Genomic DNA, 21,714 nt, shown 5'->3' on the forward strand with positions numbered 1-21,714 from the left:
GGGACAATTTGCAGCCCAGCGGAGCCGCTCGCAGCGCCCCGACCGCAGGGAGGAAGTACTCCTGGGGTGCCCAAATTAAGAAATCAAAACAGGTTCTAAGTGATTGGCCTCATAAGATCTGCTGATTTGCTGATGCACGGCGCAGAGGGGTTAGTACACCAACAACATCAGCACCGGTACAGGTACACGTAGTTGCTGGCAGCCGCTGGGAAAGCTGGCAATGGCCACTCGAAACCATGGGTATAGCTGTGCATTGCTAAAAAGCTTCGCTGTAAGCAAGCAACGGCTTGTTTCCTACCTGAAGAATAAGCGCTCTCCCTGAGAGATGTCTTAACACACGGTGCAGGGTCCTACAGTCTTTGAGGTTACAGAAAACAGCCAGTAATCTCAGAGATGCACACAGACATCAATCACACGTCATGGCGCAGACAGCGTAAGGGCTGCGTACAGCACATGGGTGTGGAAAACTTGTTCAAAAAGTAAGTAGAAGCTCTACATCCCCAAGTTTTCCACAATGCGTTTGTAAGCTGTTACCGCCTTTGTTCGTCAGTCGAAGCCTAAGCACCTAAGAATCAGTGCCTTATCCCATAAGTCCCCGTGTGGATAAAATGTGGATAACTTCTGTTGCCATTGATTCTACATAGAACACCTCCCCGGTGTAGCTTTAGATGCTGTGGATAACTTTGGTGGTAATGTGTGCGCCAGGTGTAAAGAACGAGCTGGGAAGAAGTCTACTTAAGCACTGACAAAGCGCCCGCCAGTCCTATCTCTGTAGATAAAAACAATGATTGGTGGGCTGAGGAAAGCCTGTAGAAATGTAGGTGTGAGTTGTATTAGCAGGACGCTACTTACACGCCCCACATCTGCATGCTTTGCAGCTTGCGTTTCAAGCAGTTACACAGCACCTGCAGCGCGCTGATATCAATTTTTTGATCTAATCACTAACTTAATTGGCCGTTTTCTATGTGGCCAGGCCGCTGAGCCTGCATGCGATGTAATCGGTCAACTAACATGCCTACGGTATGGAGCAATCTGCTGAACAAGTGTGGGGTGCGTGCCTTGAGCATATTCAGGAGCATGTCAGTCGGCAGAGCTTCAAAACATGGTTCGAGCCGCTCACGGCACAGTCCATCGAGGAAGATGATAACCTGCGTAAGCTGACGGTGCAGTTGCCAAGTCGTTTCTACTACGAGTGGTTGGAAGAGCACTACTACTCGCTTTTACGAAAGACGGTAACTAAGGTGCTTGGCGAGAACGGGCGTCTGTTTTACGATATCGTCGTCGAGCAAGAAGCTGATACTGACGTCAGTGCAGCGGATCAGCACACCGTGTCAAGACCGCCGACGCGCTCTGCGTCTACCCCCTCTACAGAGCAGTCGTCTGCCGGGAGTCCGCAACCAACCGGGGCACAGCCTCCAAGCCGGTCCTCGTCTGTATCTTCAGAGAGCAGTGATGAGGAGGGGATTCGCAACCCCTTTGCTATTCCTGGAATCCAGAAAGCGGAAATTGACAGTCAGCTAAACAGCAACTATACGTTTGACCGGTTCATTCAGGGGGACTGTAACCGTCTGGCCCGTAGCGCCGCGTGGGCCATCTCTCAGGAGCCGGGTGGAACGAGCTACAACCCCTTCCTGGTGTACGGAGGCGTCGGACTGGGCAAGACGCACCTTATCCAATCGATTGGCAACCAGGCCAAGGAAGAAGAAACGGCCGATACGGTGCTCTACGTATCGAGCGAGCGCTTCACGACTGAGTTTGTCCAGTCGATTCAGCGCAACCGAATCAACGAGTTCTCGATGTTCTACCGTCAGATCGATCTGCTCATTGTCGACGATGTGCAGTTTTTCAGCGGTAAAGAGAAGACACAGGAAGAGTTCTTTCACATCTTCAACGCCTTGCACCAGTCAGGAAAACAGATCGTACTCTCTGCAGACCGCTCTCCGCGCGAGATCGATGGCATTGAGGAGCGGTTGCTGTCGCGATTTAAGTGGGGACTTTCTGCTGATGTGCAGTCTCCAGGACTTGAGACACGCATCGCGATTTTGCAGCGTAAAGCCGAGGATGATAATATCGACCTCGACCAGGAAGTGATCGAGTTTATTGCGCATAACATCAAGAGCAATATTCGCGAGCTTGAGGGGGCTCTTATCCGCCTGATGGCCCACGCAAGCCTGCACCAGCGCGACATCGACCTGGGACTTGCCAAGGAGGTGCTACGCGACCTGATGAAAGACGTGCAGGTTAGCCTTACCATTGAGGAGATTCAGCGTACGGTCTGCGAGTACCTCGATATTGCTGAAGACCTCATCCGGGCTAAAACGCGTAAGCGTGAGGTGGTGCGGGCTCGTCAGATTGCAATGTACTTCTGCAAAGAAATGACACAGCACTCGCTGAAAACGATCGGACTTCACTTTGGCGGGCGCGACCACTCCACGGTGATTCACGCTGTGAAAACGGTCGAAGACCAAGTTGAAACAGACGAACAGTTCCGAGACACCGTAGACCAGATTGGGCGCAAAATAGAGCTGCGAGCCCGCTAAATAAGCCCACTACACACAGTCAAGACACAGTCAAGAAGTAGGTCTGTTCGCAATGGGCAGATGCAGTGTCAGACGCGCTGGTTCATGCGGATCTGTTTCTTGCACATACAGTACATATACCTCTATACTTTTTGCGATCTCACGCCGACGTCGCCATGAAATTTTCTGTTTCCAGTTCCGACCTTTTAGACGCGCTCAATACCGTAAAAGGTGCTGTGCCCTCTAAGAGCACGTTGCCCATCTTAGAGTCCATTCTGTTCGAAAAGAGCGAGGATGGGTCGGCGCTGGTGCTCAGTGCCACCGACCTTGAAATATCGATTGTGCAGCAGGTGCCGGTTCAGTTTGCTACGAACGGTACCGAGGCCAATCGGATCGCTGTGCCTGCAAAGCGCCTGATCGATACGCTTCGAGCACTACCCGACCTTCCGGTCTCATTTGCTGCAAACAGCGATTTTGAGATCCGCTTGGAAACGGATCAGGGGCACTACAAAATGGTGGGGCACGATGGCGAGGACTTTCCGGACTTGCCCGAGGTTGACGCTGCACACGAGATTGCTGCGGAGGGGGCTCTGGTGCGTGATGCAATCAACAAGACCAGCTTTGCCGTGAGCAAAGATGCCCTACGCCCAGCGATGATGGGCATCTACTTTCAGATGAATACTGACGGCAGCCGTATCGTTGCAACTGATGGGCACCGCCTCGTCAAGCTTGACCGACCGGCGCTGCAGAGTGATGCGGAGGTATCCTTTATCGTCCCAGAAAAGGCCACAAAGCTTGTGAGCCGCACGCTGGATGACGACGCGCTTTGCACGATTGGCGTGAGCGATGGACATGTAAGCTTTACGCTCGACACGGCACGCGTTATTGCGCGCCTGATTGATGAGACCTATCCGAACTACGAAGCGGTTATTCCTGACGAGAACGACCGAAAGCTGATCGTAAATCGAGAGACGCTGCTGAACGCTGTAAAACGAGTTGGCCTCTACTCAAGCAGCATGACGAACCAGATCCGTCTGGCGCTTACAGAGTCCGAGATGACCGTGTCGGCGGAAGACATCGAGCGCTCCAGCGAGGCCAAAGAGGTGGTGCGCTGCGAGTACGACAGTGAGGCGATGGAGATCGGGTTCAACTCAGAGTACCTCACCGAAGTGCTCGGCAACGTAACAGCTGAAGAGGTGCTCTTCCGGCTTAGCTCTCCGAACCGCGCAGGTATCGTGGTGCCGCATGACACAGAAGACCCGGATATCCTGATGCTGATTATGCCGGTTATGCTGAATACGTATGCATAATGCGTGTGGGTAACCACGTGCTCATGCCCAACAACAGGCACAGCGTGAGTACGATCCCATTCCCATCTGGGGCGGCTTCCACGGCACAGCCTCAATGACAGAAAGGCGACCTCCCAATCTGGGAGGTCGCCTTTCTTCGTTCTACTCAATCCGTAGAGCAGTACCCACAAGGAATAATCTGATTTGCCCCTTACGCTGTTCGTTAGAGGCTGTGTTCTTCAGGAATGAAATCGACCTCTACGGGATAGTGTCGTTCAATCTCCTCAAGCAGTCGGGATGCCTCGGGTGCTCGGCGGCCTTCATTCACCACAACACGCTGGAAAGCAGTGCGGGCAGATTCGACCTCCTCCTGGCTAAGATGTGTCTTGCCCAGAAAAAAGTAGGCCTCTAATTGTAAAAAAGATGAGGGCTCTTCTGCATCGACAACCTGTTGAAGCAAGTCGCGAGCCTCTTCTATTTTAGCTGGATCGAATCGTGGAAAAAGTCCAAGGATTGAGCTATGCGCTTCGTCGAGGAGGTGGAGGGCTACGAGAAAGCGTTCGTCGTTATCAGCTGTAGCTTCTACAGCGCTGCGCGTACGTACTTGGTACCCTTCGATTTGCATTTCTGCGCTGTCGAGCACAGCCATGCGCTCGGCCGGTGATTGCGTGGCCATGCTAAAGACAAAGAGCACCCCATACAAGAGGACCGAAGCGGCTGCAGCAATTCCGGCATACCACGTATAGCTAACGAATCGATCGCGAACCTCTGAGCGATTTGAAGGCCTTTGAGGCGAGCGAGTAGCACGGTCGGCCTTCGTAGTGCGCTCTGCCGCCGAAGAGGGATTGGATTTTTCCAACTCGCCTTGTACGGGAAGGTCCTCAAGTGTATGCCCTGTTACAGAGGCAAAGTGCTGAGCGAGATCAAAAGTCTGTTGGGCCTCACGAGCACGCTCCTGCATGGGACGAAGGCGAGAAGCAAGTTCGGCATCGGTGTTGAGCCGATCTTCGAGCTCGCTGAAAAACGGAGACAGGGCTTCAGAAGACGCAACGTCATGGGCTTCATGGACGGCGTAAAGCGCAAGCAGAGTATCTGGAACAGAGTGCGATTCCGGTGAAGGAATATAAACGCTTCGAAACTCGTTCTCCAGGCGCTTTACTTCGTCGAGAAGTTTCTGCAAGTCGGGCGCCTGAGCGATAGACCGTTCAAGGGCTTCGCGCTCTGTATCCGAAAGCTCGCCATATCTAAAAATTTGCTGCTCAACTTTATCCATGAGAGTACCAACGTTTAGTTGAGATGTGGGCCAATGTACAATGATGCTGTATCATATGTGGAATCAAGATCCGATTATCGGATTTGGTGGGGGCTCAGCGAGAGAATACGTAAAGACCAAAGTCAGGTATTGGGTTGTGTGGATTGTATTCCACGAAAGCAACTTAAAAAACCATTCGTGAGGTAGGGGCACATCAACCCGTTATAGCGTAACGTTAATATCGACGATAGACACTATTTTCACTTAAAAGGTGTCCTAAGCGGTTGAATAGGGTTAGCCGCCCTGTTCAAGAAAAACATGTTTCAGTTCCGGGTCTTCGCGTAGGGCTTTAAGGACGCGCGACTTATATACACGGACGGTTGCCGCTGACTTTCCAAGACGCTCGCCAACCTCCTTGAATGAGAGGTCTTTGAAGTAATAGAGCCGGGCTACCTTTCGAAGATAAGGCGGCAGGCGGTCAAGCGCATGTTCTAAAACCTGACGCCGCAAGCCAACGTCTTCGTCGATCTCTGTGGTTGCCCCTATACTTTCAAGCGCAGGGGTCTCCTCATCCTCAATGGAATCGGTCTCGACACGATACCGGTTTACATAATTAATAAACGTGTTTTTAGTGACTACGCTAACCCAGTGCGCATACTTGTCCGGTTCCTTAATCGTTGGTCGCCCCTTACGCACTCGCTCGTACGTTTTACCGATGAGCATCTCAATGTCTGAAACGTGCCGAATGCTTCCCTTGGCATGTTTTGCAGCCATGTATTTACATATATACCCATATGTCCAAGCTTCAACCAACTGCTCGCGTTCAGGAGACGGGTCATCAATAAACTGAACATACAGTGCATTTACGGCCTTGGCATCGTCAATACCGAATGGAAGACGGTCAGTGATAATACTTAAGTCGAAAGAACCGGCCATATGCTAAAAGCTTGCCATTTAAGAGAGATAAGACCGTTAACCTATATCCATATTGAATAACAGTATAAGGCATTGAGCCATCACCTGCATTCACACCAGCGGCTTTCATGCAAAGACTTCGTTATACACGGTTTGTGCGTAACGTGAAGGGATGCCGCAGGACAGGGGAGCACTGGAAGTTGGGACCGGAGAGGGACAATCACCACAGCTACCAAAAGCGTAACGTGCGGTTAAATTCGTGGCGAGGAGGCCTTTTGCATTGCCTTGCGTTCAAATATTGTCAAATAGCAATCGCTGTGCCTTTCCTGATAGTAGGCTGGAAAGCTGTTAAGTCGTCAATGGGAGGCCAATAAACAGAATGGATAACGTTACATACACAGAGCCGTTACGGATTCGGAACACTTCTTGATCATTCCTACTGTGGATGCAGGTACATACCATCTCGCAGAACAAAAATGACAGCACCAGTGGAGGTAGCGTCCTGCATGCATGACATGCACGAGCCGTGAACACGGATTTGAATCTTGCGTTGGCATCCCTACAGGAAAACCTTTCGTCTCTTACAGTAAATAGTGGTTCATTGCAGCAGTATATACGACACACAGGTGCTTCCGCCTTTCTGTACGTTTGTTGATGTTGCACCTGGCCGCATAAGTAAAGCACTTTTCAGCCTGCACCGCCAACGGAAATGCCTGATACCTCATTGCACGAAGATTCATCCTCTCACTCGTTTCCGCAAGACGCGTCTGCAGAAGAGGTGTGGGCAAAGCTTTGCTCGCTTCTGAATACAGAAGACCCCTCTGCGGTGGTGAGCCGCGTGCTTTCGGTACATGAACGCGTTCATGGCGATGAAGAGGCGCACGCCTTGTCAGCGTACGGACTGCCCCCCGTTGAAGAGACCGAGGCCCTCTTACATGACGTACGCACGCGTCTGCACACGCTTCGCGAGCACAACGAATCGCTCGTTGAGCAATTAGACAGCGACGAAGAGCTGCGCGACATCAAGAGCAGCCAGGAGCAGCTGGAGGCGCTTATCGACCTGGTCGAAGCAGATAGCTTTGAAGCCACAAAACGCCAGATCCAAAGCCTTCAGGATCAGGTGGATGCACTCTACGAAGAGAAAGAACAGCTTGTGGCTGCTGGGTTTGCTAGCGTCGATGAGGCCCTCAACGAGATCGACCGGCTTACCGACACGTGTGAAGCATTGCGCGACCAGCTGAGCACTGGAGACTCCGAGGTTGCGTCTGGTGGCGATGCTGATAGCGACGCTTCGCCGCCAGAGCTATACGTAGATCGCCCTACCGTTCCCCCAGCGCATGTTCAGGCGGCAGCATCAGAGAAGCCCGGTGCCAGTCCGCAGGTGAAAGAGGCGCTCCAACAGGCCCTTGAAATCTTCCGGCGGCGCCTGGATGACGCCCCACAGCCGCTTAACGAAGACGCCTCGCTGCACGAGCAAGTTGAGCAAATCCAGGCGTACGCACAAGACCTCGACGCAAGCTGGGAGCATATCGTGGGGCCGGCACAGACCCTGATGCATGAGGCGAAAGATACGCTGGGAATGGTGTCGATTGCTGACTTCGAAGCAATCGCTCAGCGGATCGAGCGCCTTGCTGACATTACCACGACGCTGCACGCATCCCTCTCGCCCTACCTGGACGGGCTCACGGCATCCATTAAGCGCCCTGAGAGTCAGCGGGCCGCAGAGCAGTTGCAGCGTATCGTTTCGCATCTCCAGAGACTGCATGGAGCGGTGCAATCGTCGGATGCGCTGGCAGGTGCCCAAGGTCTCGATCCGGAGATCGGACGCATACTGGGCGTGTCTTCCGTGCAAGACGCGCGCGACATGGTCCAGATTGTGCAGCGTATGGCCGAGCAGTTAGATCAGAAAAAGGCGGCGGCGCAGAAGCGACTCAGCACGCTCACTGAACTGATGAATCGCCACGTACTGGTAGATGCAGATGCCCTGCAACAGCTCCACCATCTGCTCGGACACAGTGTTACGATCGACCCTGTAGACTCTCAAGACGTGCAGCGCGTTGAGATTCGCCCTGTTAATGACGAGCTTCAGGCGCGCATAGAGGCTGCTGCGGGATACGTATCAGGCCAATCTGCCCCCGATACGCTCGGCAAAACCATGACGGCGCTGCAAAACCGCATAGAGACGCTGAAGCGTGACAATGAGGTACAGCGTAGCGCATCACGCAAAGACAGCGCAGCGCAAGAGAAGCTGGCCGCTGCTGGACTCAACGACGTAGAAGACGCTATCGACATGATCGAAAGCATGTCGAGTCAGCTAAGCGAGCTCTATGCGGCTCAGGAGGCAACCATTAATCAGGCCCAGAAGACCAACGACGGACAGAGTACCTTTCAGCAGCTTGAAGCGCTCTATGCTGAGCAAGACAAGCTGCAGCGTGAACTGGGCGTCTCGGATGCAGACGCGCTCATCTCTATGGTCGACACAATGAATGCCCAGCTCAACGATCTGTACAGAGAACGCGAGCAGACCCCAGACGCCTCTGACACGCAGAACGAGGAGATTATTGCAAGCATGAGCGAGCAGCTGTCTACGCTCTATGAGCAGATCGAAGTTCTGTACGACAAGGGAATAGAAGATCCTGAAGACGCGGTAGATACGATCGAAACGCTGGAGCAGGAAGCGGAGGAGCTGTCTGCCGATATCGAGCGCCTCAGAGCACGTATCCGCGAACAAGAAAGCACGATCAACAAGCTAAAACAGTTGCAAGCAGATGGGGAGGTGCCCGCACAGCCTCAGGGGCCCGATCCACGCACCACAGACAGTGCACAGGCACAGTCGGAGTCCGAAAGTCGCTCGTCCGGCACGAATGCCTCTAAAAAGAAGACGAGCCAGTTCGAGCTGAGTGCAACAGCGCCCATCTTCGGAACAGACCGGCTCAATGCACTCCGTACAGAACCGCCCCATACGTGGGATGACCACTCCGTGGGCGTCATCCAGGTTGGGGATGATGGAACCGTACACTACATCAACGAAGCAGCGTGCAGGCTGCCGCGTCTGCAAGAAACCGACCCACAGGAGCTGGTAGGCCAGAACTTCTTCAAGGACCTGGCTCTTAGCACAAATAACGACCTGTTTCGGGGTCGCTTCGAGAAGGGAACGCAGCACGATGCGATGCGCGTCTGCTTTCCTTATACCTTTATTGCTCCCGGACATGCTCCAGTCGTCTTTAATGTGCACATGCATCGCGCCCCCGGCAGCACAACCAATTGGATCTTGCTGCAAACCCCGTAAGTGTACTCCACGCATGCACATGCACTTACGGTCGCAGCGCACTCGCCTGATGTTCACTGGCATTGTATACCTACTCAAAGACGAGGACGACTATGAAGCCTGACTCAGATCTCTATTCCTTTCTGCGATCGAAAGATTTCGTCGAGGAAGAAGAACCGGCCAGCAACGTTGATTCCGGATCGACGGCAGACAGCGGCGCTTCTTCCTCACAAGAAGCTGTGTCGCTTGACTTCGAAGATCCAGATCTTGTCGAGAAGCTCTACCAGTACTCAGAGGCAGAGCTCGACGAGGTTGACTTTGGCATCGTGAAAGTTGATAATGACGGCACGGTACTGTTCTACAATGAGTACGAGGCGCGCAACGCTGGCGTACGCCCGGAAGATGCAGAAGGAAAAGACTTCTTTACGCAAGTGGCCCCGTGCAGCAACAACCGTATCTTCCGAGGTCGTTTCAAAGAGGGGATGATGAAAGGCACCTTAGACGAGACATTTACGTATACGTTTACGTATAAGATGTCTCCTACGCTCGTGGATGTACGTATGCTGCGAGATGAACGCTCCAACAACTGGCTTCTTATTCGCTTTCGCTATGCCAAGTAACCTGCGGTAGCAGTGCCTGTACCGTAGAGCAAGCTTTGGGCGGCCCTTTTCACAACCGTTCACCGTGCTATGCAACGCTCTGCTTCTAAAACACGCCACCCGGCATCTCGTGCCTCGACCACCACAAGCACACCGCCGCCAGCCAATACGCTGGGGGGAAATCGCCCGCGTACCGTGCTCGACGTGCTGTGCCGCGAACTGGGTACGTCGCATCCCGACGCTGCACTTCGGCAGATTCGTACCATGAAGCGACTGCTTCGAGAGCACCACCGTGCCGGACGCAAACTGCGCCGCGTTGGTATTGATGGGGCAGACGAAGCAGCTCGTGAGATTGCATCGCTCGAAGCACGAATTCGGACGCTCAAAGAGGAGCATAAAGCTCGCGCGGAAGAGCGCATCGCAGTCATCGAAACGATGGCTAAAGCAATCGAGATGCTGCGACGACGCCTGCGTGAGCAAGCGACAACCGCAGAAGGACAGACAGCAGCCTCACCGACTACGTCTTCGCCTTCTGACGACCAGGTAGCTTCATCAGAGGAGCCGGCGGGCGCTGCGGACTCTAGCCGTGTCGACAATGCGCACAGCGAACTCGACGAACTGAATACACTCCTCCAGCGCCTGCGTAGCGAGCTCGACGAGATCCGGCTTGAGCTGTGGTGCTACCAGAAAGAAGACGAGGAGCTGCCGTCATATCCTGATGACGGACGCATGGCTCATACCCTGCTTGACCGCATCGAGCAGAAGGTGTCCGATACTGCCGACAAGCACGACCAACTCTTCGATGCGTACCAGCGCGTCATGCAGCGGATAGACCCCAAGAAAGAGTCTGCAGCGTAGCGCAATTTGCGCTGCACACGCTGAACGAGAAAATCTTATTTTGCATCTCCTCCTCTGTTCACCTCCCCTGTATGCCTCTCCAGAACACGGGTACATTGCTTGAAAACCTGGTGCTTGTTGAATCGGCACGTCTCCTGTTCGACGAGACCCAAGGGACTGTTGATATAGCCAGCGCGTTTTCAATGCCACCGCTTACGGTGTGGCGCCGGGCCGAGAAGTACAGCTATGACAGCCCGCTCTTCACCATAGCTCAACTGAACGCAGTGGCCAACGGGTATGCCACAGAGCCAGAGTCGTACCGTGAACTGCTGCGTCAGTGTCTGGCCTACGACCGAATGCGTGGACCAAACGGCGTCTTACTTGTTGGGCTACTTGCTCTGCAACGTGAGCGCACGCTTCGCGCCTGGGTCGAAGATGTTTCAGGCGAGGCAGCCCACTACGGGCCTACGCGACCAGCGTTAGAAGCGCTGGGTACGTACGCATCCGCTATTGGCAAAACGAACCACTCCCCGTTTGGGCGGCTTACCGTTACGACAACGCCCTACCCCGGCTGTATCGATGAACTGCGCAACACATTGTCTGGGTGGATGCAACGCGCTCCTGCTCAAGCGCGCCTTGGGTATCTGGATCCGAACGTATACTGTCCAGAAGGGCGAGAGGGCCCCCAGACGGCACGTCGCGACCATCAGCAATGGCTGCGCTCGCTGACACGCGGGGCACCAACATGGAGCGCCTCCGTTCATTTCAGTTCGAACCGGAGCACCGAGGCATTGGTACAGGGACTGAAGCAGATGCATGCCGATGCACGCGCTGCCGGCTATCACGCCACCCGCAGCTACCGGCACCAGGCGCACACCATAACAGTCTGCGTGCAGGGCCCATCTCTTGACGCAGCCGCACAGTACATGAACAGCCTCGACAAGGCTGTGCAAGCAGGCTGGATGCAGTGGGTGGATGCGCTTGGAAATGGCTCCGACGCAACGCCAGAAGCCGTCCCCTTGAAGCGCTACGACTTTAGCAAATAGCAGACGCTACGCAGCGTCACGAGGCGACGCTGACTCGTCGCGCTGCGACATGAGAGGACGAAACGTGTATGGTGGCCACGGACCGGTAAGGCGAAACGAGAGTCCGTGGTCGGCATGAGTGCGTTCGGTCTGTTGGATAACCTCACGCAGCGCGTTCTGATCGCTGCGGCCAACCAAGAGCGCCCAGTTTAGCGCAAGGGTTTCATCAGGCGAGGCCAGCACGGCGCGGCGTGGGTCAAGCACCTCAATCTCGCGAATCCCAGCGTTCTGGAGCCGGTCGTAAAGTGCATCCGAGACCTCCTGGAGCCACGTATCTACAGCGCTACGTGCTTCTTTTTCGCGCTGTTTCTGTTTCAGATAAGCCGTGCCTGATGTGGGAGGAGCCTGTTTTTCTTTTGCCGAGAGGTGGGTGGCCGCGCGATCCCGATCTACAAACATCTTGAGCGCCCACTCGTCGGCGTGCGATACCCGTTCCATGAATGCAGACAGTTCGCTTCGGTGTGCATGCGCCGTATCCACCAGCCTATCGAACGACGAGTAAAGCGTTCCAAAGCGTGCCGGATACACGGGGCCGTGCTGCATAGCCTGCTCAACCACTTCCTCGTGAAGGGTCGCCCGCGTGCCAACCCATTCCAGCGACTGCATATTGTCGGATGCCTCGGGGCCGGTCCAGGCCTCACGCTCCACGATGTCGACCACAGCACAGATGGGGACGCCGGCTGCGTCGCCGATCACGTTACCGAGCGACAGCACGTGCAGTCCATTTCCACTCATACCGGCATGCTCAGCGGTCCACGGCGTTGATCGTGCCAGGCAGAAAAAGTATAGCGCTTCGTGTGCATCAACCGAAAGGGGACGTGCAGAGGCATTCATGGGCGGGTCAGCAAAGACAGAAAGAGGAAAGCTGCCGGAATCAATCGTCGGGAGCGTCTAAAAATTGGCCTACGGTGCTGACACGCACCTGAGCATCAATGATACCGGGCTTATCGGTAGCGTCTGCTGTAAACGACGCAGTGCGGCGCCAGGTACCCTCTTTGTCAGCAGCTGCTTCGGCGGTGCGGAGCAGGTCGGCCAGCGCCTCAAACAGAGAAGACGCAGCATCCGGACGTTCGTCTGAATGGTTCATTGCAAGGCGGGAGAATGCGCGTGAGCTACAGGGTTACGTTAACAAATGTGTAGGGGGCCGTAGGATCTGTGTACGTAAACAAAAAGTTGTCGTCGAATTCCTGTGCCGCTTCGTGCACGGCTTCATCGAACGCGTCGACCTTGTCACGCTTCACAAGACAGGCAAGGCGCATCACATCGGTCTCTTCGCGGCACTCATCGGCATGAATCTGCTCGGCGGGGGCGGCCAGGTGCGACTCTACCGCTGCGCGGTAGTCGGCGCGTTTCGCTTCCAGTACTTCACGGAAATACTCGCCCAGTTCGACTTTTTCTTGTCGGCTGGGTTCACGCTCCCCATCCTGGAAATAAGTGTCGCGCGCGTCGCGAAGCCCTTCGTGCGTATCCACAAAGTACTGAAACAGGTTGTCGACCTTCCATGCCACGCGAAAGCCAATCTCAACGCAGTTGCGTAGGTCTTTCAGTTGCTGGCGGAGCGTGCCCTGGTTTGCTGCAAGGAACGTGCGCAGTTCTTCGGTGCTTTGGGCGAGCACACCGAATGACATCGGCAGCGTGTCAACATCGCTGCGCACGAGTGCATTTACAGCGTTGTGATGAGCCTTTAGGTGCCGCCGCCGGGGACGAAGCTTCTTGCGGTCGAGGTTGCTCACGACCATGGCGAGTCCGTCGCGTTTCACGGCATAGAGTGGGGCCCGGTCAATCCCTTTGAGCGTGAACCCCTCTGCGTCAAAGTCATCGGCGGGGACCACAGCGTACAGATATTTTTTGGCAGAGCGGCTCATTCGGTCGAGATAGATTCAGGGAGACAGCGAAGCAGCAGAGAGCGAAAAAATCAGTATTCGTATTCAAATCCTCCATCGGCAGATCCATCGGAAGACGGCTTCGGACGACGGGACGCCTCGGCCTGCTGAATCTCGGCTTTAATCGCTTCCACCTTGTCGTCAATTTCCTGGATGCGCTGCGTGCAATCGTTGACCTGCGCCTGCAGCGCTGCACGAATTCGCTGTTGGCGCGTGCGGGCCATCTGCAGATTGGCCATGCGCACATAGAGCGTATGCGGCTCCTGGGTAGAGAGCGACCGCATGCTCGTGGGGGGGCGTGTGGAGGGCGGTCGGGGCCGGTTTACGCGAGGGGGCGCATAAGAGGACGAGGAACGCCGGGGCGTGTTCGGGGTGGAGCCAGAAGGCGTATCGGAGGAATCGCTCATACGATCAGAGGAAGAAGGTTACGGAATCTGTGTATACATTTCGTCGATGGCATCCATGATAACTTCGCGTGTCTGTGCCTCAGCATCCGGACTGCTGGTGGCACGGGCGGGGCGAAGTACGTCGAGGCAGATATCGCGGAAGAAGGCAGACGATGGGCTGACATCGTCTGTACGGTCGGCGAACACGCGCGCCAGCACAACCGAGCCCCGAACCGATGGCCCATGATAGTCGTCGAGGCGAGTGCGAACACGTCGCACCAGGTCTACGATACGTGTTGCCAGAGGCTCAGGCATGCCCGAGCGGGTGCACGTGATCTGCACCTCGGTGTCACGGTCTGGGTACTCCAGCTTGATCGTGATCATGCGGTCGAGTAGAGCACTCTGTGTGCCATGCGTACCAGCGTACTCTTTCGTGTTCGACGTAAAGATCGCCCGGAAGTTAGGATGCACACGCACATAGCCCTCGCTCTGTCCTCCACGCGTTGGAAGGTTCAAGATGCGCTCCTCGAGAATGCTAAGCAACACGTTATTGGCTTCAGGGCGCGACCGGTTGAACTCATCGTAGATGAGCGTATAGCCCTCGCGACATGCTTGCGCCAGGCGCTTGTCTTCCCACACCTTATGGACTTGCTCGCTGGTCTTGAGCACCGAGCGGATGAAGTTGTCGACGACTTTCGACTTACGGTAGCCAACCTCGCCCCCAACCAGGTCTGAGCGTGAAAACTCACTGTCGCCGTGAAGCAGCACAGCTGGGCGTTCCAGCCGTGAAGCTACATGAAAAGCAAGGCTGGTCTTTCCGGTCCCCGACACCCCCGTTAGGTGAATCGGGTAGCCGGCATTCAAGTAGACCATGGCGCGCTGCGTGACCCGTTCTACGGCTGGAGTAACGACAAACGATTTACTCGGCTTCGGGACAAAGATGCCGTCGCGGCGGCGCGAGTTTTCGGCAACCGATGGCGAAGACTCCGACGGTTCCATAAGAGCAGAGGGCAAAAAGAGGGAAGGAGCCGAGGTAGGAGCAACACGTGCAGGCGAGTCTGGGACGGGTGAAGCTGTCTGGCGTGTATCTGACAGACATACTCAATGCAGGCACACGCAGCAACTGCTCCTCGCGGAACGACTGCAACGAAAAAAGCAGGAAAGCCGGCTGCACAGAGGCACAAAGGCACAACGCGCATCCAGTCTCCCTGCCCGGTACATAGCAGGCCCGTCCAGAGCCACGGCATGCTTGCAGCACGAGCAGGCTCAGGCGCGAGCATGGGTATGTTCTGTACTACGATGCAGGAGCCGCTGCAGTCGCCGTAAGACCGATGCCTTCGGCATACTTCAGGTAGGTTTCTACCGAGGCAATAACGATACGAGCCTCTACCGAAACCAACTCAATACCTACCAGGGAAACGCGGACAAATGCGTCAATGACAATGCCTTTGTCGAGAATACGGTCAACCACTTCTGCCAGACCGCTGGCGTCACTTGTCTTTTGAACTTCAGCCATATTGATACCTCGTTGTGTGAGTACGTGTGCGAAAGAGAGATAACGAACTGCCGCGAGTCATGCCCACAGTTTCCTGACGCATTCTCGTAGAGAACCGGCAGCGAACGGGAGCTAACAGGGCATATTCACACCACTGTGTCAGTCAAAGATCATTCCACTCATTGGCCGACGTCCGAACGCGATGCAAGTTACACATGTTGAGCATGGAGGTGCTTTGCGGCAAGTAATTTCAGTATATGAACCAGCGAGTAGGAAATAAAAGACGCATCGTAACTTTACCAATACATGGAGGCAGAAGATGTGCAGCGTCCCGATCTCACACGTCGCATCTGCCGACCGGGTTACCTCTCGTCGTCTCCAGTCGGGTCATGTGATGACGCTCCTCCATTCTCAGAGGAATCCTTCTGAGGGGGTGTATCAGAGGATGCGGGGGCAGCAAGGCGCTGCATCGTCTTTTCCAGCCGGTCAAGGCGGGCATTGAGCGCGTCAAACTGCTCTTGATTGATTGAATTCGGACCAGACGTGCCTTCTGAGCCCGATTGGGACTGAAGAAAGTCAGCCGACTTCCACCAGTCCATGCCCATCTCGTTTGCCTTATCGACCGAGCAGATGATAAGCCGAATCTGCACCGTAAGCAGTTCCACATCGTTCAGGTTCACCTTAATATCGCCGGCGATAACGATGCCGGTTTCCAGCACACGTTCCAGAATGTCGGCGAGGGTGGAGCTGCGCGGTCCGCGCATGTTCTGCATTGAGCGGCTCATAGTGAGCGAGAAGAATCTATCCGTAAAAGGTAAATAAGGGCGTTTTCGATATGCCCAGCAAGTGTGTTGCCAACCGTCTTGGTTAAGACGACAGTTAAGACGACGGCTCAGATTGCGACATATCAGCTTGGCCGGCGGGGTGCTGGATGGTGCCAAGGTCCAGGTGAAGGTCGTCAAGTTCGAGTCCGAATACGTCGCAGAGTCGCTCCAGCTCTTCGGCCTGTTTCATGAGCGTGCGTCCAACCCGTTCTACCTCATCGTCGGTGAGCGTTCCGCGCTCCATGCGGCCGATGGCCTGCTTCTCCAGCAGGTCATGAATCAGTTTGATGAGGGTGAGCACCAGATGTGCAAGTCCTTTGCCGGGGTTGTCTTCGTCGACCTCCACGCGCCGAGGTCCCTGCGATGGAGTCGGGGCTGCACCAGAGCCAGGGGCAATGTCATGCACGGCGAGATCGTCGGCACGAGACAGACGGGCTGCAGGGTCAGGTACAAAGAGGTCTTCCGGAACAGATTTACTCATGGGAAGCGGGGTCCGGGGTGGCAGAAGAGCGCATCGCACCGTATCCACGGGCCGTGTCAACAGCGCTTAGAAGCAAGCGGAGGTCGAGGTAGAGCAGCTCCACATCGGCTACAGAGATCACGACGTCGCCGCGGAGTACGGCACCGGTGTCGAGAACGCGATCAAGCGTTTCGGCAAGTGTGACGTCCGAGACGTACTGGGGAGGCGGCAGCGCTTCGGGCATAATGTAGAAGACTATGGCAGACGATGACAGGTAGAAGCTACAGGCGGTGTAAAAGCGCAGCTAAGCGGTCGTGTACATCCTGCGGCCCAGCTGCCGAAGCGCGTCGACACCAAGAGGAGGCGCTCCACGCTGAACCTGAACGACATGCTGCTTGGGAAAGTCCTCCTGCACCTCAGAGAGCGTAACGCTGGCCGTCGATGCGCTATCGGGCATGATGTTATTGACAAACAGAGCCGGTATGCTCAACCCTGCGTGGGTGCAATGGTTCACCAAGCGCTCTGTCTCGGCATGCACCATGCGGTGGAGCATTGTAACAGCATAGACGTGTCCTGCATGTTGATCGTCTTGCCCCGTTAGCATCTTCCGAAGCGCTTTAACGCCTTTAGAGAGGCGTACCAGCCGGTCGTTGAGACGCGGAGCGTGCACCACGCGTCGGTACGTGCGCAGCAGGCGAAAAAGCGATCGAATCCAGGCGTCAAACACGTCCGGCATCTCCACAAAACGAAAGAAATGCCCGGTCGGTGCCATATCCAGAATCAGGTGCGTGTAGCGGCTGTCGTCGAGCCGATCGAGCGTAGCAGTAACCGCCATCATTTCATCGATGCCTGGCGGGGCCAGGTTCAGGAGGTGCTCGGTCACCTGGCGGTCATGGGGCATGTCGAAGCGCGTGCCACCGGCTTGCTGAAAAAACTGTTGCACCTCCTCTACATACTCTGCGCGTAGCCGGTCAAAGTGAGTCTCGGCATCGACACAGGCAGCGTCGAGTCCGTCTGTAATAGCCGCCGGTGTATCTGAAACAGGCCGCTGCAAGAGGTCGGCAACCGAGTGAGCCGGATCAGTCGATAACAGCAGCACTCGACCGGGCTCAGACGAAGGAGAGACCGCGGCCAGATGCAGGGCCGTTGCGCAGGCCAGCGTGGTTTTTCCGACGCCGCCTTTGCCGGCAAAGAGCCACAGGCGGTGGTCGGGAAGCGGGAGCGGGTGGGTAACCTGTGGAGGCAGCTGCAGCTGATCCAAGGCATTGCCTTCGGAATCTCCATTAGGCACGGTGCCCGTGGAATCCGTTGCATCCGGAGAAAGCGGCGCAGCGTGCGTCCAGAGCACGGGTAGCGCAGACCGTAGCGCATCCTGCGAGAACTCGGGGAGGGTCCAGCACGGTGCATTGTCGCAGTATTCAGGGTGGTCAGCCTGCGCAGCGGCCGCCGACCACTGATTGATTACAACGCCTTTGAGGGAAACGGAGAGCTGCTGCAGCCGATTAATGAGCCGATTTGTCTCCGATGTGATAGCTGGTTCCGCCTGCGTAACAACCAGCGCGCCGGCCTGGTCGGCAGTGCGCAAGGTGCTCATCACGCGTTCAACACGGTCTCGGAGCGTGTAGACGAACGTGTCGAGCGCGTCGGAGGCGGTGTGCCCGCTGAAGCGTGCACGCATGTAGCGATGCTTTTCGAGAAGCACATCCAGGAAGTCAATCCATGTCTGAAAACGCTCTGGCATCTCGAAGAGCCGTAGCGTGTGTCCTGTTGGAGCGGTATCGACAATGATGGATGCATACGCATCCGCAGAAAGCAGCTTTTCGATGCGAAGCACAGCCATGGCCTCATCGATGCCGGGCAGAGCCAAGTCGAGCAGTTCCTGAATATCATCATCGTCGAAGAACGTACCACGTGCGACAATTTCATGCAGCGTGTCGCGGTGGCTATCTCGAAACGCGTTAACAGCCTTGCGCGCGTCGAACGCTTCGACGTGCAGGGTATCGGGCGTGTCGGTTCCGGCGAGCCGGTCAGCAAGCGAGTGGGCAGGATCGGTCGAAAGCAGTAGCACAGGGGCATCGCTGTGCCGGGCCTGCCAGAGCGCCGTTGCGGCAGCACACGTCGTCTTGCCTACACCGCCCTTCCCTACAACAAAGAGCAGTGGCGGCGGGGCATCGACAAACGGCGGTACATCAGGCATGTGACAGGCAGTAGTAGAAAAGACATACGCAAGCAGTGAGGGGCGTAAGCAGGAAACAGTGTATAGGGCGGCTAACTCACTGTACGCGCTCCTGCAGTGCGTCGAGCTCGTCAAGGCGGTCTAAGACCTCCTCTTCCCGTTCGTCGAACGCCTCCTCAGACAGGTCGCCTGTTTCAAGCGCCATATAAAGATCGTTCAGTTCGTTACGTAGCGCTTGCCGTTCGCTCTCGATCTCTTCGCGCACCGCGTCATGAATCGACGACGCGATAAAGTGCACCCCGCGAAGTGGAGCCAGCAGAATGTCGTCGATTAGAAACATGGGTATGGTGGGATGCGAGCGGTTGGCACAGGTATGAAAACGCGCGGCTTACTGAGCTCCCTTAACCTGTTTGCTGGCCTGGTCAATCCACGACGCCACATTCACAAAGGGCGGCAGCCCCTCTACGTTCTCGCGAATCTCTTTGGGAGAGGCTACAGCAATGTCTTTGAACGTAGCATAGCCTGCAGCGCGCAGTTCGTCGGCAATTTTGGGTCCTACGCCCTGCAGGACCGAAAAGTCATCGGGCTCCTGCGCATCAGCTTCTTGCTCTGTGGGAGTTGAGGCGTCGCCGGGCACTTGAATAGAAGGGGGCTGTGGGGCTTCAGAAGATGCCTCTGCGTCCTGTGTGGCCGACTGTTCAGAAGGCGCTTCAGGAGAGGGCGTTTCTTGCGTAGCATCCTGCGAAGGCGTCTCAGGATAGGCATCGGTCGTTGGGGTGCCTGAGGCCTCAGAAGACATAGAGGTCGGGGCCGGATCTATGTCAGAGATTGGCGACTCTGCCTGCTCTGTCCACGCCCGGTGCATAGCCTCAATATCGGCACGGCGTTCGGCCTGCTCCTCACGGGCCGTTTCGAGGATGCGCTTCGTATCCGCCCGAATGGAATCCATGAGCGATCCGCGTTCCGACCGGCTCTGGGCAATAAGCTGTGCAACTTCTTGCGAGAGGCGCTTCATCGTTTCCTGGCGGTCTGCCTGGCTGGCACGGTGTGCTTTGGTTCGCGCCTCGCGTGCGTCGTTGAGGAGCGCCTCAACCTGGCCGCGCACCTGCTCTACGAAAGTGGTACGGTTTTCCAGTTCAGCCTGCGAGGTGGCCTCGTGTTCGTTACGAAACTGAGCAAGCATGTCAGCTACCCCTCCGGTAATAGACTGGGTTTCGTTACGGAGCTCCTGAAGCCGCTGCTTGCGTTCTGCCTGGCCCACGCGTGCCGCGGTGGCGCGCTCTTCTCGAAACTGGGCAAGCATTTCAGAAACATCGCCTCCCACCGCATGAACCTCGCTGCGAAGCTTTTCAAGAGCCTGGGTCCGTTCAAGGCGCTGTTCAGCCATTTCTTGCTTGAGCTGTCGTACTTGTTCAGAGATAGAAGCCATGATGCAAAAGGAAAGAGGAAACGGCTACGGGAAGTTTTGAGGCGTGTATACCCACTGTACGCTCTCATGTGTATTCGACGCACATAAAACATACTGCTACATACGTGCCATTGTAAACGTAGATCGGTAATCACGTCAAGAGAAAAGGATACAGGCATCTGTAGGCAGATGCAAGGTGGCGCAGCGCAACGAATATGATACCTGTAGGGAGTAAAAGAAACGAGGAAAGGTAAAATTGTACAATACAGTAGCAAGTAGCAGCTTATTGGCATAGGCCAGATGCGTATTACTATTAAAAATGCCGGTAGCCGCCTCTAAAGGAAAACAGATAGGGCCTATTGGACCACATGCGCAGAGATAAAAGAGGAGATGGGTTGGGAAGACAAAATGGTACCTTGCAAAAAAAGACACAGATGGCGGTTCAGCGTGAGAAAAAGATAGTCCTCGGTCATTATGGCAAGTATATTGCTGTTACAGGTACGTAGAAAGGGAAGCTACCGATCGAGCAGGCAGCAACCAGCAATCTGCCTCGCTGAACGCATATCATGACGATGATAGCACCGCAGTCATACACTGATTATCAAGAAACAGCCTGCCATGCGACGACTTTGGGGTGGACTCGACCCCGGCACGTTTACATCGACAACCGAGGCTGAAGAGCAAGGCCCTTCAGTGCGCGACGACGACCGTGAGGCGATGCCGGGCCGTTCTGCTGAATCAAAGAATGAAGACGGTGCAGAGCGATCCACATCGGACCAGGCCAATCAAGGAAGGAAGCCGTCTACACTGCTCGGGCTTCCAGAAGACGCGGACGTAGGTGAGGTCATTCTCGTGAACAAGCGTGACATCATGGTGCTTCAGTTTGTTGTGGTGCGCCTCGTCGAGAAAGGCATTCTGGATGCTGAAGAGGTTATCCGGATGAAAAAAGAAGCGAACAAAGAAATCCGCAATTCCCATCCTGATGTTGCGGGTGAGTAAGTCGGCGAAAATACGTTTACGCCTTAGCCATCGCGAGGAGAGAGCCCGAGTACTCCGTGGTGCGATCTTGTGTGCCAGTTGGACTCGGTTCATTCTACTTGTAAGGTCCACGGTGGCACCCTAAAGGCACATCCTCGATGCGCTCACAACGCCGTGCTCGGTGTTGCGATCTATCTGTGTGCACTACGCCAAGGCTGCACCCATACCAGACCTGAATTAGACATGCCAATCAGGGGTAGAAAAAACCATGTCGCCGCAGGCGGCTTGGAAGGGAGATGGACCAACACCTTCCCACACAAGCAGCCCTTGGCGACATGGA

At 55.4% G+C, this 21,714-nt stretch carries 21 protein-coding genes; 7 read left to right on the forward strand and 14 right to left on the reverse strand.

The window, feature by feature from the left end; all coding sequences use genetic code 11:
• Positions 1-1,022 precede the first annotated feature (1,022 nt).
• Positions 1,023-2,540 (forward strand): chromosomal replication initiator protein DnaA, encoded by a 1,518-nt coding sequence (gene dnaA / locus PPP56_RS11900; protein ID WP_353564265.1) that lies wholly within the window; start codon positions 1,023-1,025, stop codon positions 2,538-2,540.
• Between the two features lie 155 nt (positions 2,541-2,695).
• Positions 2,696-3,829, forward strand: a complete 1,134-nt coding sequence (gene dnaN, locus PPP56_RS11905) for a DNA polymerase III subunit beta (RefSeq protein ID WP_353564266.1) — start codon at positions 2,696-2,698, stop codon at positions 3,827-3,829.
• A 202-nt stretch (positions 3,830-4,031) separates the two neighbouring features.
• Here the strand turns inward: dnaN and PPP56_RS11910 are convergent, their stop codons facing one another.
• Complete coding sequence (locus PPP56_RS11910) at positions 4,032-5,081, reverse strand: tetratricopeptide repeat protein (RefSeq protein ID WP_353564267.1); 1,050 nt, start codon at positions 5,079-5,081, stop codon at positions 4,032-4,034.
• Positions 5,082-5,354: 273 nt separating this feature from the next.
• The gene (locus PPP56_RS11915) at positions 5,355-5,996 is read right to left on the reverse strand and encodes an RNA polymerase sigma factor (protein WP_353564268.1); all 642 of its coding nucleotides are present in this window, start codon (positions 5,994-5,996) and stop codon (positions 5,355-5,357) included.
• Positions 5,997-6,684: 688 nt separating this feature from the next.
• On the opposite strand from PPP56_RS11915, the gene PPP56_RS11920 reads away from it, so the two are divergent.
• The 4 genes from PPP56_RS11920 to PPP56_RS11935 all read left to right on the forward strand — a co-directional run bounded on the left by PPP56_RS11920 (position 6,685) and on the right by PPP56_RS11935 (position 11,725).
• On the forward strand, positions 6,685-9,264 hold the full coding sequence (locus PPP56_RS11920; RefSeq protein WP_353564269.1) for a coiled-coil domain-containing protein: 2,580 nt from the start codon (positions 6,685-6,687) through the stop codon (positions 9,262-9,264).
• Between the two features lie 92 nt (positions 9,265-9,356).
• Positions 9,357-9,863 (forward strand): PAS domain-containing protein, encoded by a 507-nt coding sequence (locus tag PPP56_RS11925; RefSeq protein ID WP_353564270.1) that lies wholly within the window; start codon positions 9,357-9,359, stop codon positions 9,861-9,863.
• A 69-nt stretch (positions 9,864-9,932) separates the two neighbouring features.
• Positions 9,933-10,700, forward strand: a complete 768-nt coding sequence (locus tag PPP56_RS11930; protein ID WP_353564271.1) for a hypothetical protein — start codon at positions 9,933-9,935, stop codon at positions 10,698-10,700.
• 71 nt (positions 10,701-10,771) lie between these two features.
• Entirely contained in the window at positions 10,772-11,725 is a 954-nt protein-coding gene (locus PPP56_RS11935) for a hypothetical protein (RefSeq protein ID WP_353564272.1), read from the forward strand.
• A 6-nt stretch (positions 11,726-11,731) separates the two neighbouring features.
• Here the strand turns inward: PPP56_RS11935 and PPP56_RS11940 are convergent, their stop codons facing one another.
• From PPP56_RS11940 to PPP56_RS11995, 12 genes are all read right to left on the reverse strand, one after another.
• On the reverse strand, positions 11,732-12,598 hold the full coding sequence (locus tag PPP56_RS11940; protein ID WP_353564273.1) for a GvpL/GvpF family gas vesicle protein: 867 nt from the start codon (positions 12,596-12,598) through the stop codon (positions 11,732-11,734).
• Positions 12,599-12,638: 40 nt separating this feature from the next.
• Positions 12,639-12,851, reverse strand: coding sequence for a hypothetical protein (locus PPP56_RS11945; protein WP_353564274.1), 213 nt, complete (start codon positions 12,849-12,851; stop codon positions 12,639-12,641).
• A 25-nt stretch (positions 12,852-12,876) separates the two neighbouring features.
• Positions 12,877-13,629: a GvpL/GvpF family gas vesicle protein gene (locus PPP56_RS11950; RefSeq protein WP_353564275.1), complete on the reverse strand. Its 753-nt coding sequence runs from the start codon at positions 13,627-13,629 to the stop codon at positions 12,877-12,879.
• 50 nt (positions 13,630-13,679) lie between these two features.
• Positions 13,680-14,054 (reverse strand): hypothetical protein, encoded by a 375-nt coding sequence (locus PPP56_RS11955; RefSeq protein ID WP_353564276.1) that lies wholly within the window; start codon positions 14,052-14,054, stop codon positions 13,680-13,682.
• An 18-nt stretch (positions 14,055-14,072) separates the two neighbouring features.
• Positions 14,073-15,032, reverse strand: coding sequence for a gas vesicle protein GvpN (gene gvpN, locus PPP56_RS11960; protein ID WP_353564277.1), 960 nt, complete (start codon positions 15,030-15,032; stop codon positions 14,073-14,075).
• Positions 15,033-15,327: 295 nt separating this feature from the next.
• Complete coding sequence (gene gvpA / locus PPP56_RS11965) at positions 15,328-15,549, reverse strand: gas vesicle structural protein GvpA (RefSeq protein WP_353564278.1); 222 nt, start codon at positions 15,547-15,549, stop codon at positions 15,328-15,330.
• Positions 15,550-15,890: 341 nt separating this feature from the next.
• Positions 15,891-16,313 carry a gas vesicle protein gene (locus PPP56_RS11970; protein ID WP_353564279.1) on the reverse strand — a complete coding sequence of 141 codons (423 nt, stop codon included), beginning with the start codon at positions 16,311-16,313 and terminating at the stop codon, positions 15,891-15,893.
• A gap of 94 nt (positions 16,314-16,407) precedes the next feature.
• The gene (locus PPP56_RS11975; RefSeq protein ID WP_353564280.1) at positions 16,408-16,833 is read right to left on the reverse strand and encodes a gas vesicle protein K; all 426 of its coding nucleotides are present in this window, start codon (positions 16,831-16,833) and stop codon (positions 16,408-16,410) included.
• Positions 16,826-17,056: a gas vesicle protein gene (locus tag PPP56_RS11980; protein WP_353564281.1), complete on the reverse strand. Its 231-nt coding sequence runs from the start codon at positions 17,054-17,056 to the stop codon at positions 16,826-16,828. The genes PPP56_RS11975 and PPP56_RS11980 overlap by 8 nt, the downstream gene beginning before the upstream one ends.
• A 60-nt stretch (positions 17,057-17,116) precedes the next feature.
• Positions 17,117-19,009, reverse strand: a complete 1,893-nt coding sequence (locus PPP56_RS11985) for an ArsA family ATPase (RefSeq protein WP_353564282.1) — start codon at positions 19,007-19,009, stop codon at positions 17,117-17,119.
• Between the two features lie 76 nt (positions 19,010-19,085).
• Positions 19,086-19,328 (reverse strand): gas vesicle protein GvpG, encoded by a 243-nt coding sequence (locus PPP56_RS11990; RefSeq protein ID WP_353564283.1) that lies wholly within the window; start codon positions 19,326-19,328, stop codon positions 19,086-19,088.
• A gap of 48 nt (positions 19,329-19,376) precedes the next feature.
• Positions 19,377-20,417 (reverse strand): helix-hairpin-helix domain-containing protein, encoded by a 1,041-nt coding sequence (locus PPP56_RS11995; RefSeq protein WP_353564284.1) that lies wholly within the window; start codon positions 20,415-20,417, stop codon positions 19,377-19,379.
• 597 nt (positions 20,418-21,014) lie between these two features.
• Here PPP56_RS11995 and PPP56_RS12000 point away from each other — a divergent pair.
• Positions 21,015-21,395 carry a hypothetical protein gene (locus PPP56_RS12000; RefSeq protein WP_353564285.1) on the forward strand — a complete coding sequence of 127 codons (381 nt, stop codon included), beginning with the start codon at positions 21,015-21,017 and terminating at the stop codon, positions 21,393-21,395.
• Positions 21,396-21,714 lie beyond the last annotated feature (319 nt).

Source organism: Longimonas sp. (genome assembly GCF_040409695.1).
Lineage (GTDB): Bacteria > Bacteroidota > Rhodothermia > Rhodothermales > Salinibacteraceae > Longimonas.

Excerpts from the sequence above, each read along its gene's own strand:
- PPP56_RS11925 (WP_353564270.1), top strand. The coding sequence starts at position 9,357 with ATGAAGCCTGACTCAGATCTCTATTCCTTTCTGCGATCGAAAGATTTC.
- PPP56_RS11940 (WP_353564273.1), bottom strand. The coding sequence starts at position 12,598 with ATGAATGCCTCTGCACGTCCCCTTTCGGTTGATGCACACGAAGCGCTA.
- dnaA (WP_353564265.1), top strand. The coding sequence starts at position 1,023 with ATGGAGCAATCTGCTGAACAAGTGTGGGGTGCGTGCCTTGAGCATATT.
- gvpA (WP_353564278.1), bottom strand. The coding sequence starts at position 15,549 with ATGGCTGAAGTTCAAAAGACAAGTGACGCCAGCGGTCTGGCAGAAGTG.
- PPP56_RS11920 (WP_353564269.1), top strand. The coding sequence starts at position 6,685 with ATGCCTGATACCTCATTGCACGAAGATTCATCCTCTCACTCGTTTCCG.
- PPP56_RS11980 (WP_353564281.1), bottom strand. The coding sequence starts at position 17,056 with ATGCCCGAAGCGCTGCCGCCTCCCCAGTACGTCTCGGACGTCACACTT.
- PPP56_RS11995 (WP_353564284.1), bottom strand. The coding sequence starts at position 20,417 with ATGGCTTCTATCTCTGAACAAGTACGACAGCTCAAGCAAGAAATGGCT.
- PPP56_RS11970 (WP_353564279.1), bottom strand. The coding sequence starts at position 16,313 with ATGAGCCGCTCAATGCAGAACATGCGCGGACCGCGCAGCTCCACCCTC.
- dnaN (WP_353564266.1), top strand. The coding sequence starts at position 2,696 with ATGAAATTTTCTGTTTCCAGTTCCGACCTTTTAGACGCGCTCAATACC.
- PPP56_RS11990 (WP_353564283.1), bottom strand. The coding sequence starts at position 19,328 with ATGTTTCTAATCGACGACATTCTGCTGGCTCCACTTCGCGGGGTGCAC.
- PPP56_RS11985 (WP_353564282.1), bottom strand. The coding sequence starts at position 19,009 with ATGCCTGATGTACCGCCGTTTGTCGATGCCCCGCCGCCACTGCTCTTT.
- PPP56_RS11975 (WP_353564280.1), bottom strand. The coding sequence starts at position 16,833 with ATGAGTAAATCTGTTCCGGAAGACCTCTTTGTACCTGACCCTGCAGCC.
- PPP56_RS11935 (WP_353564272.1), top strand. The coding sequence starts at position 10,772 with ATGCCTCTCCAGAACACGGGTACATTGCTTGAAAACCTGGTGCTTGTT.
- PPP56_RS11930 (WP_353564271.1), top strand. The coding sequence starts at position 9,933 with ATGCAACGCTCTGCTTCTAAAACACGCCACCCGGCATCTCGTGCCTCG.
- PPP56_RS11955 (WP_353564276.1), bottom strand. The coding sequence starts at position 14,054 with ATGAGCGATTCCTCCGATACGCCTTCTGGCTCCACCCCGAACACGCCC.
- PPP56_RS12000 (WP_353564285.1), top strand. The coding sequence starts at position 21,015 with ATGCGACGACTTTGGGGTGGACTCGACCCCGGCACGTTTACATCGACA.
- gvpN (WP_353564277.1), bottom strand. The coding sequence starts at position 15,032 with ATGGAACCGTCGGAGTCTTCGCCATCGGTTGCCGAAAACTCGCGCCGC.
- PPP56_RS11915 (WP_353564268.1), bottom strand. The coding sequence starts at position 5,996 with ATGGCCGGTTCTTTCGACTTAAGTATTATCACTGACCGTCTTCCATTC.
- PPP56_RS11910 (WP_353564267.1), bottom strand. The coding sequence starts at position 5,081 with ATGGATAAAGTTGAGCAGCAAATTTTTAGATATGGCGAGCTTTCGGAT.
- PPP56_RS11945 (WP_353564274.1), bottom strand. The coding sequence starts at position 12,851 with ATGAACCATTCAGACGAACGTCCGGATGCTGCGTCTTCTCTGTTTGAG.
- PPP56_RS11950 (WP_353564275.1), bottom strand. The coding sequence starts at position 13,629 with ATGAGCCGCTCTGCCAAAAAATATCTGTACGCTGTGGTCCCCGCCGAT.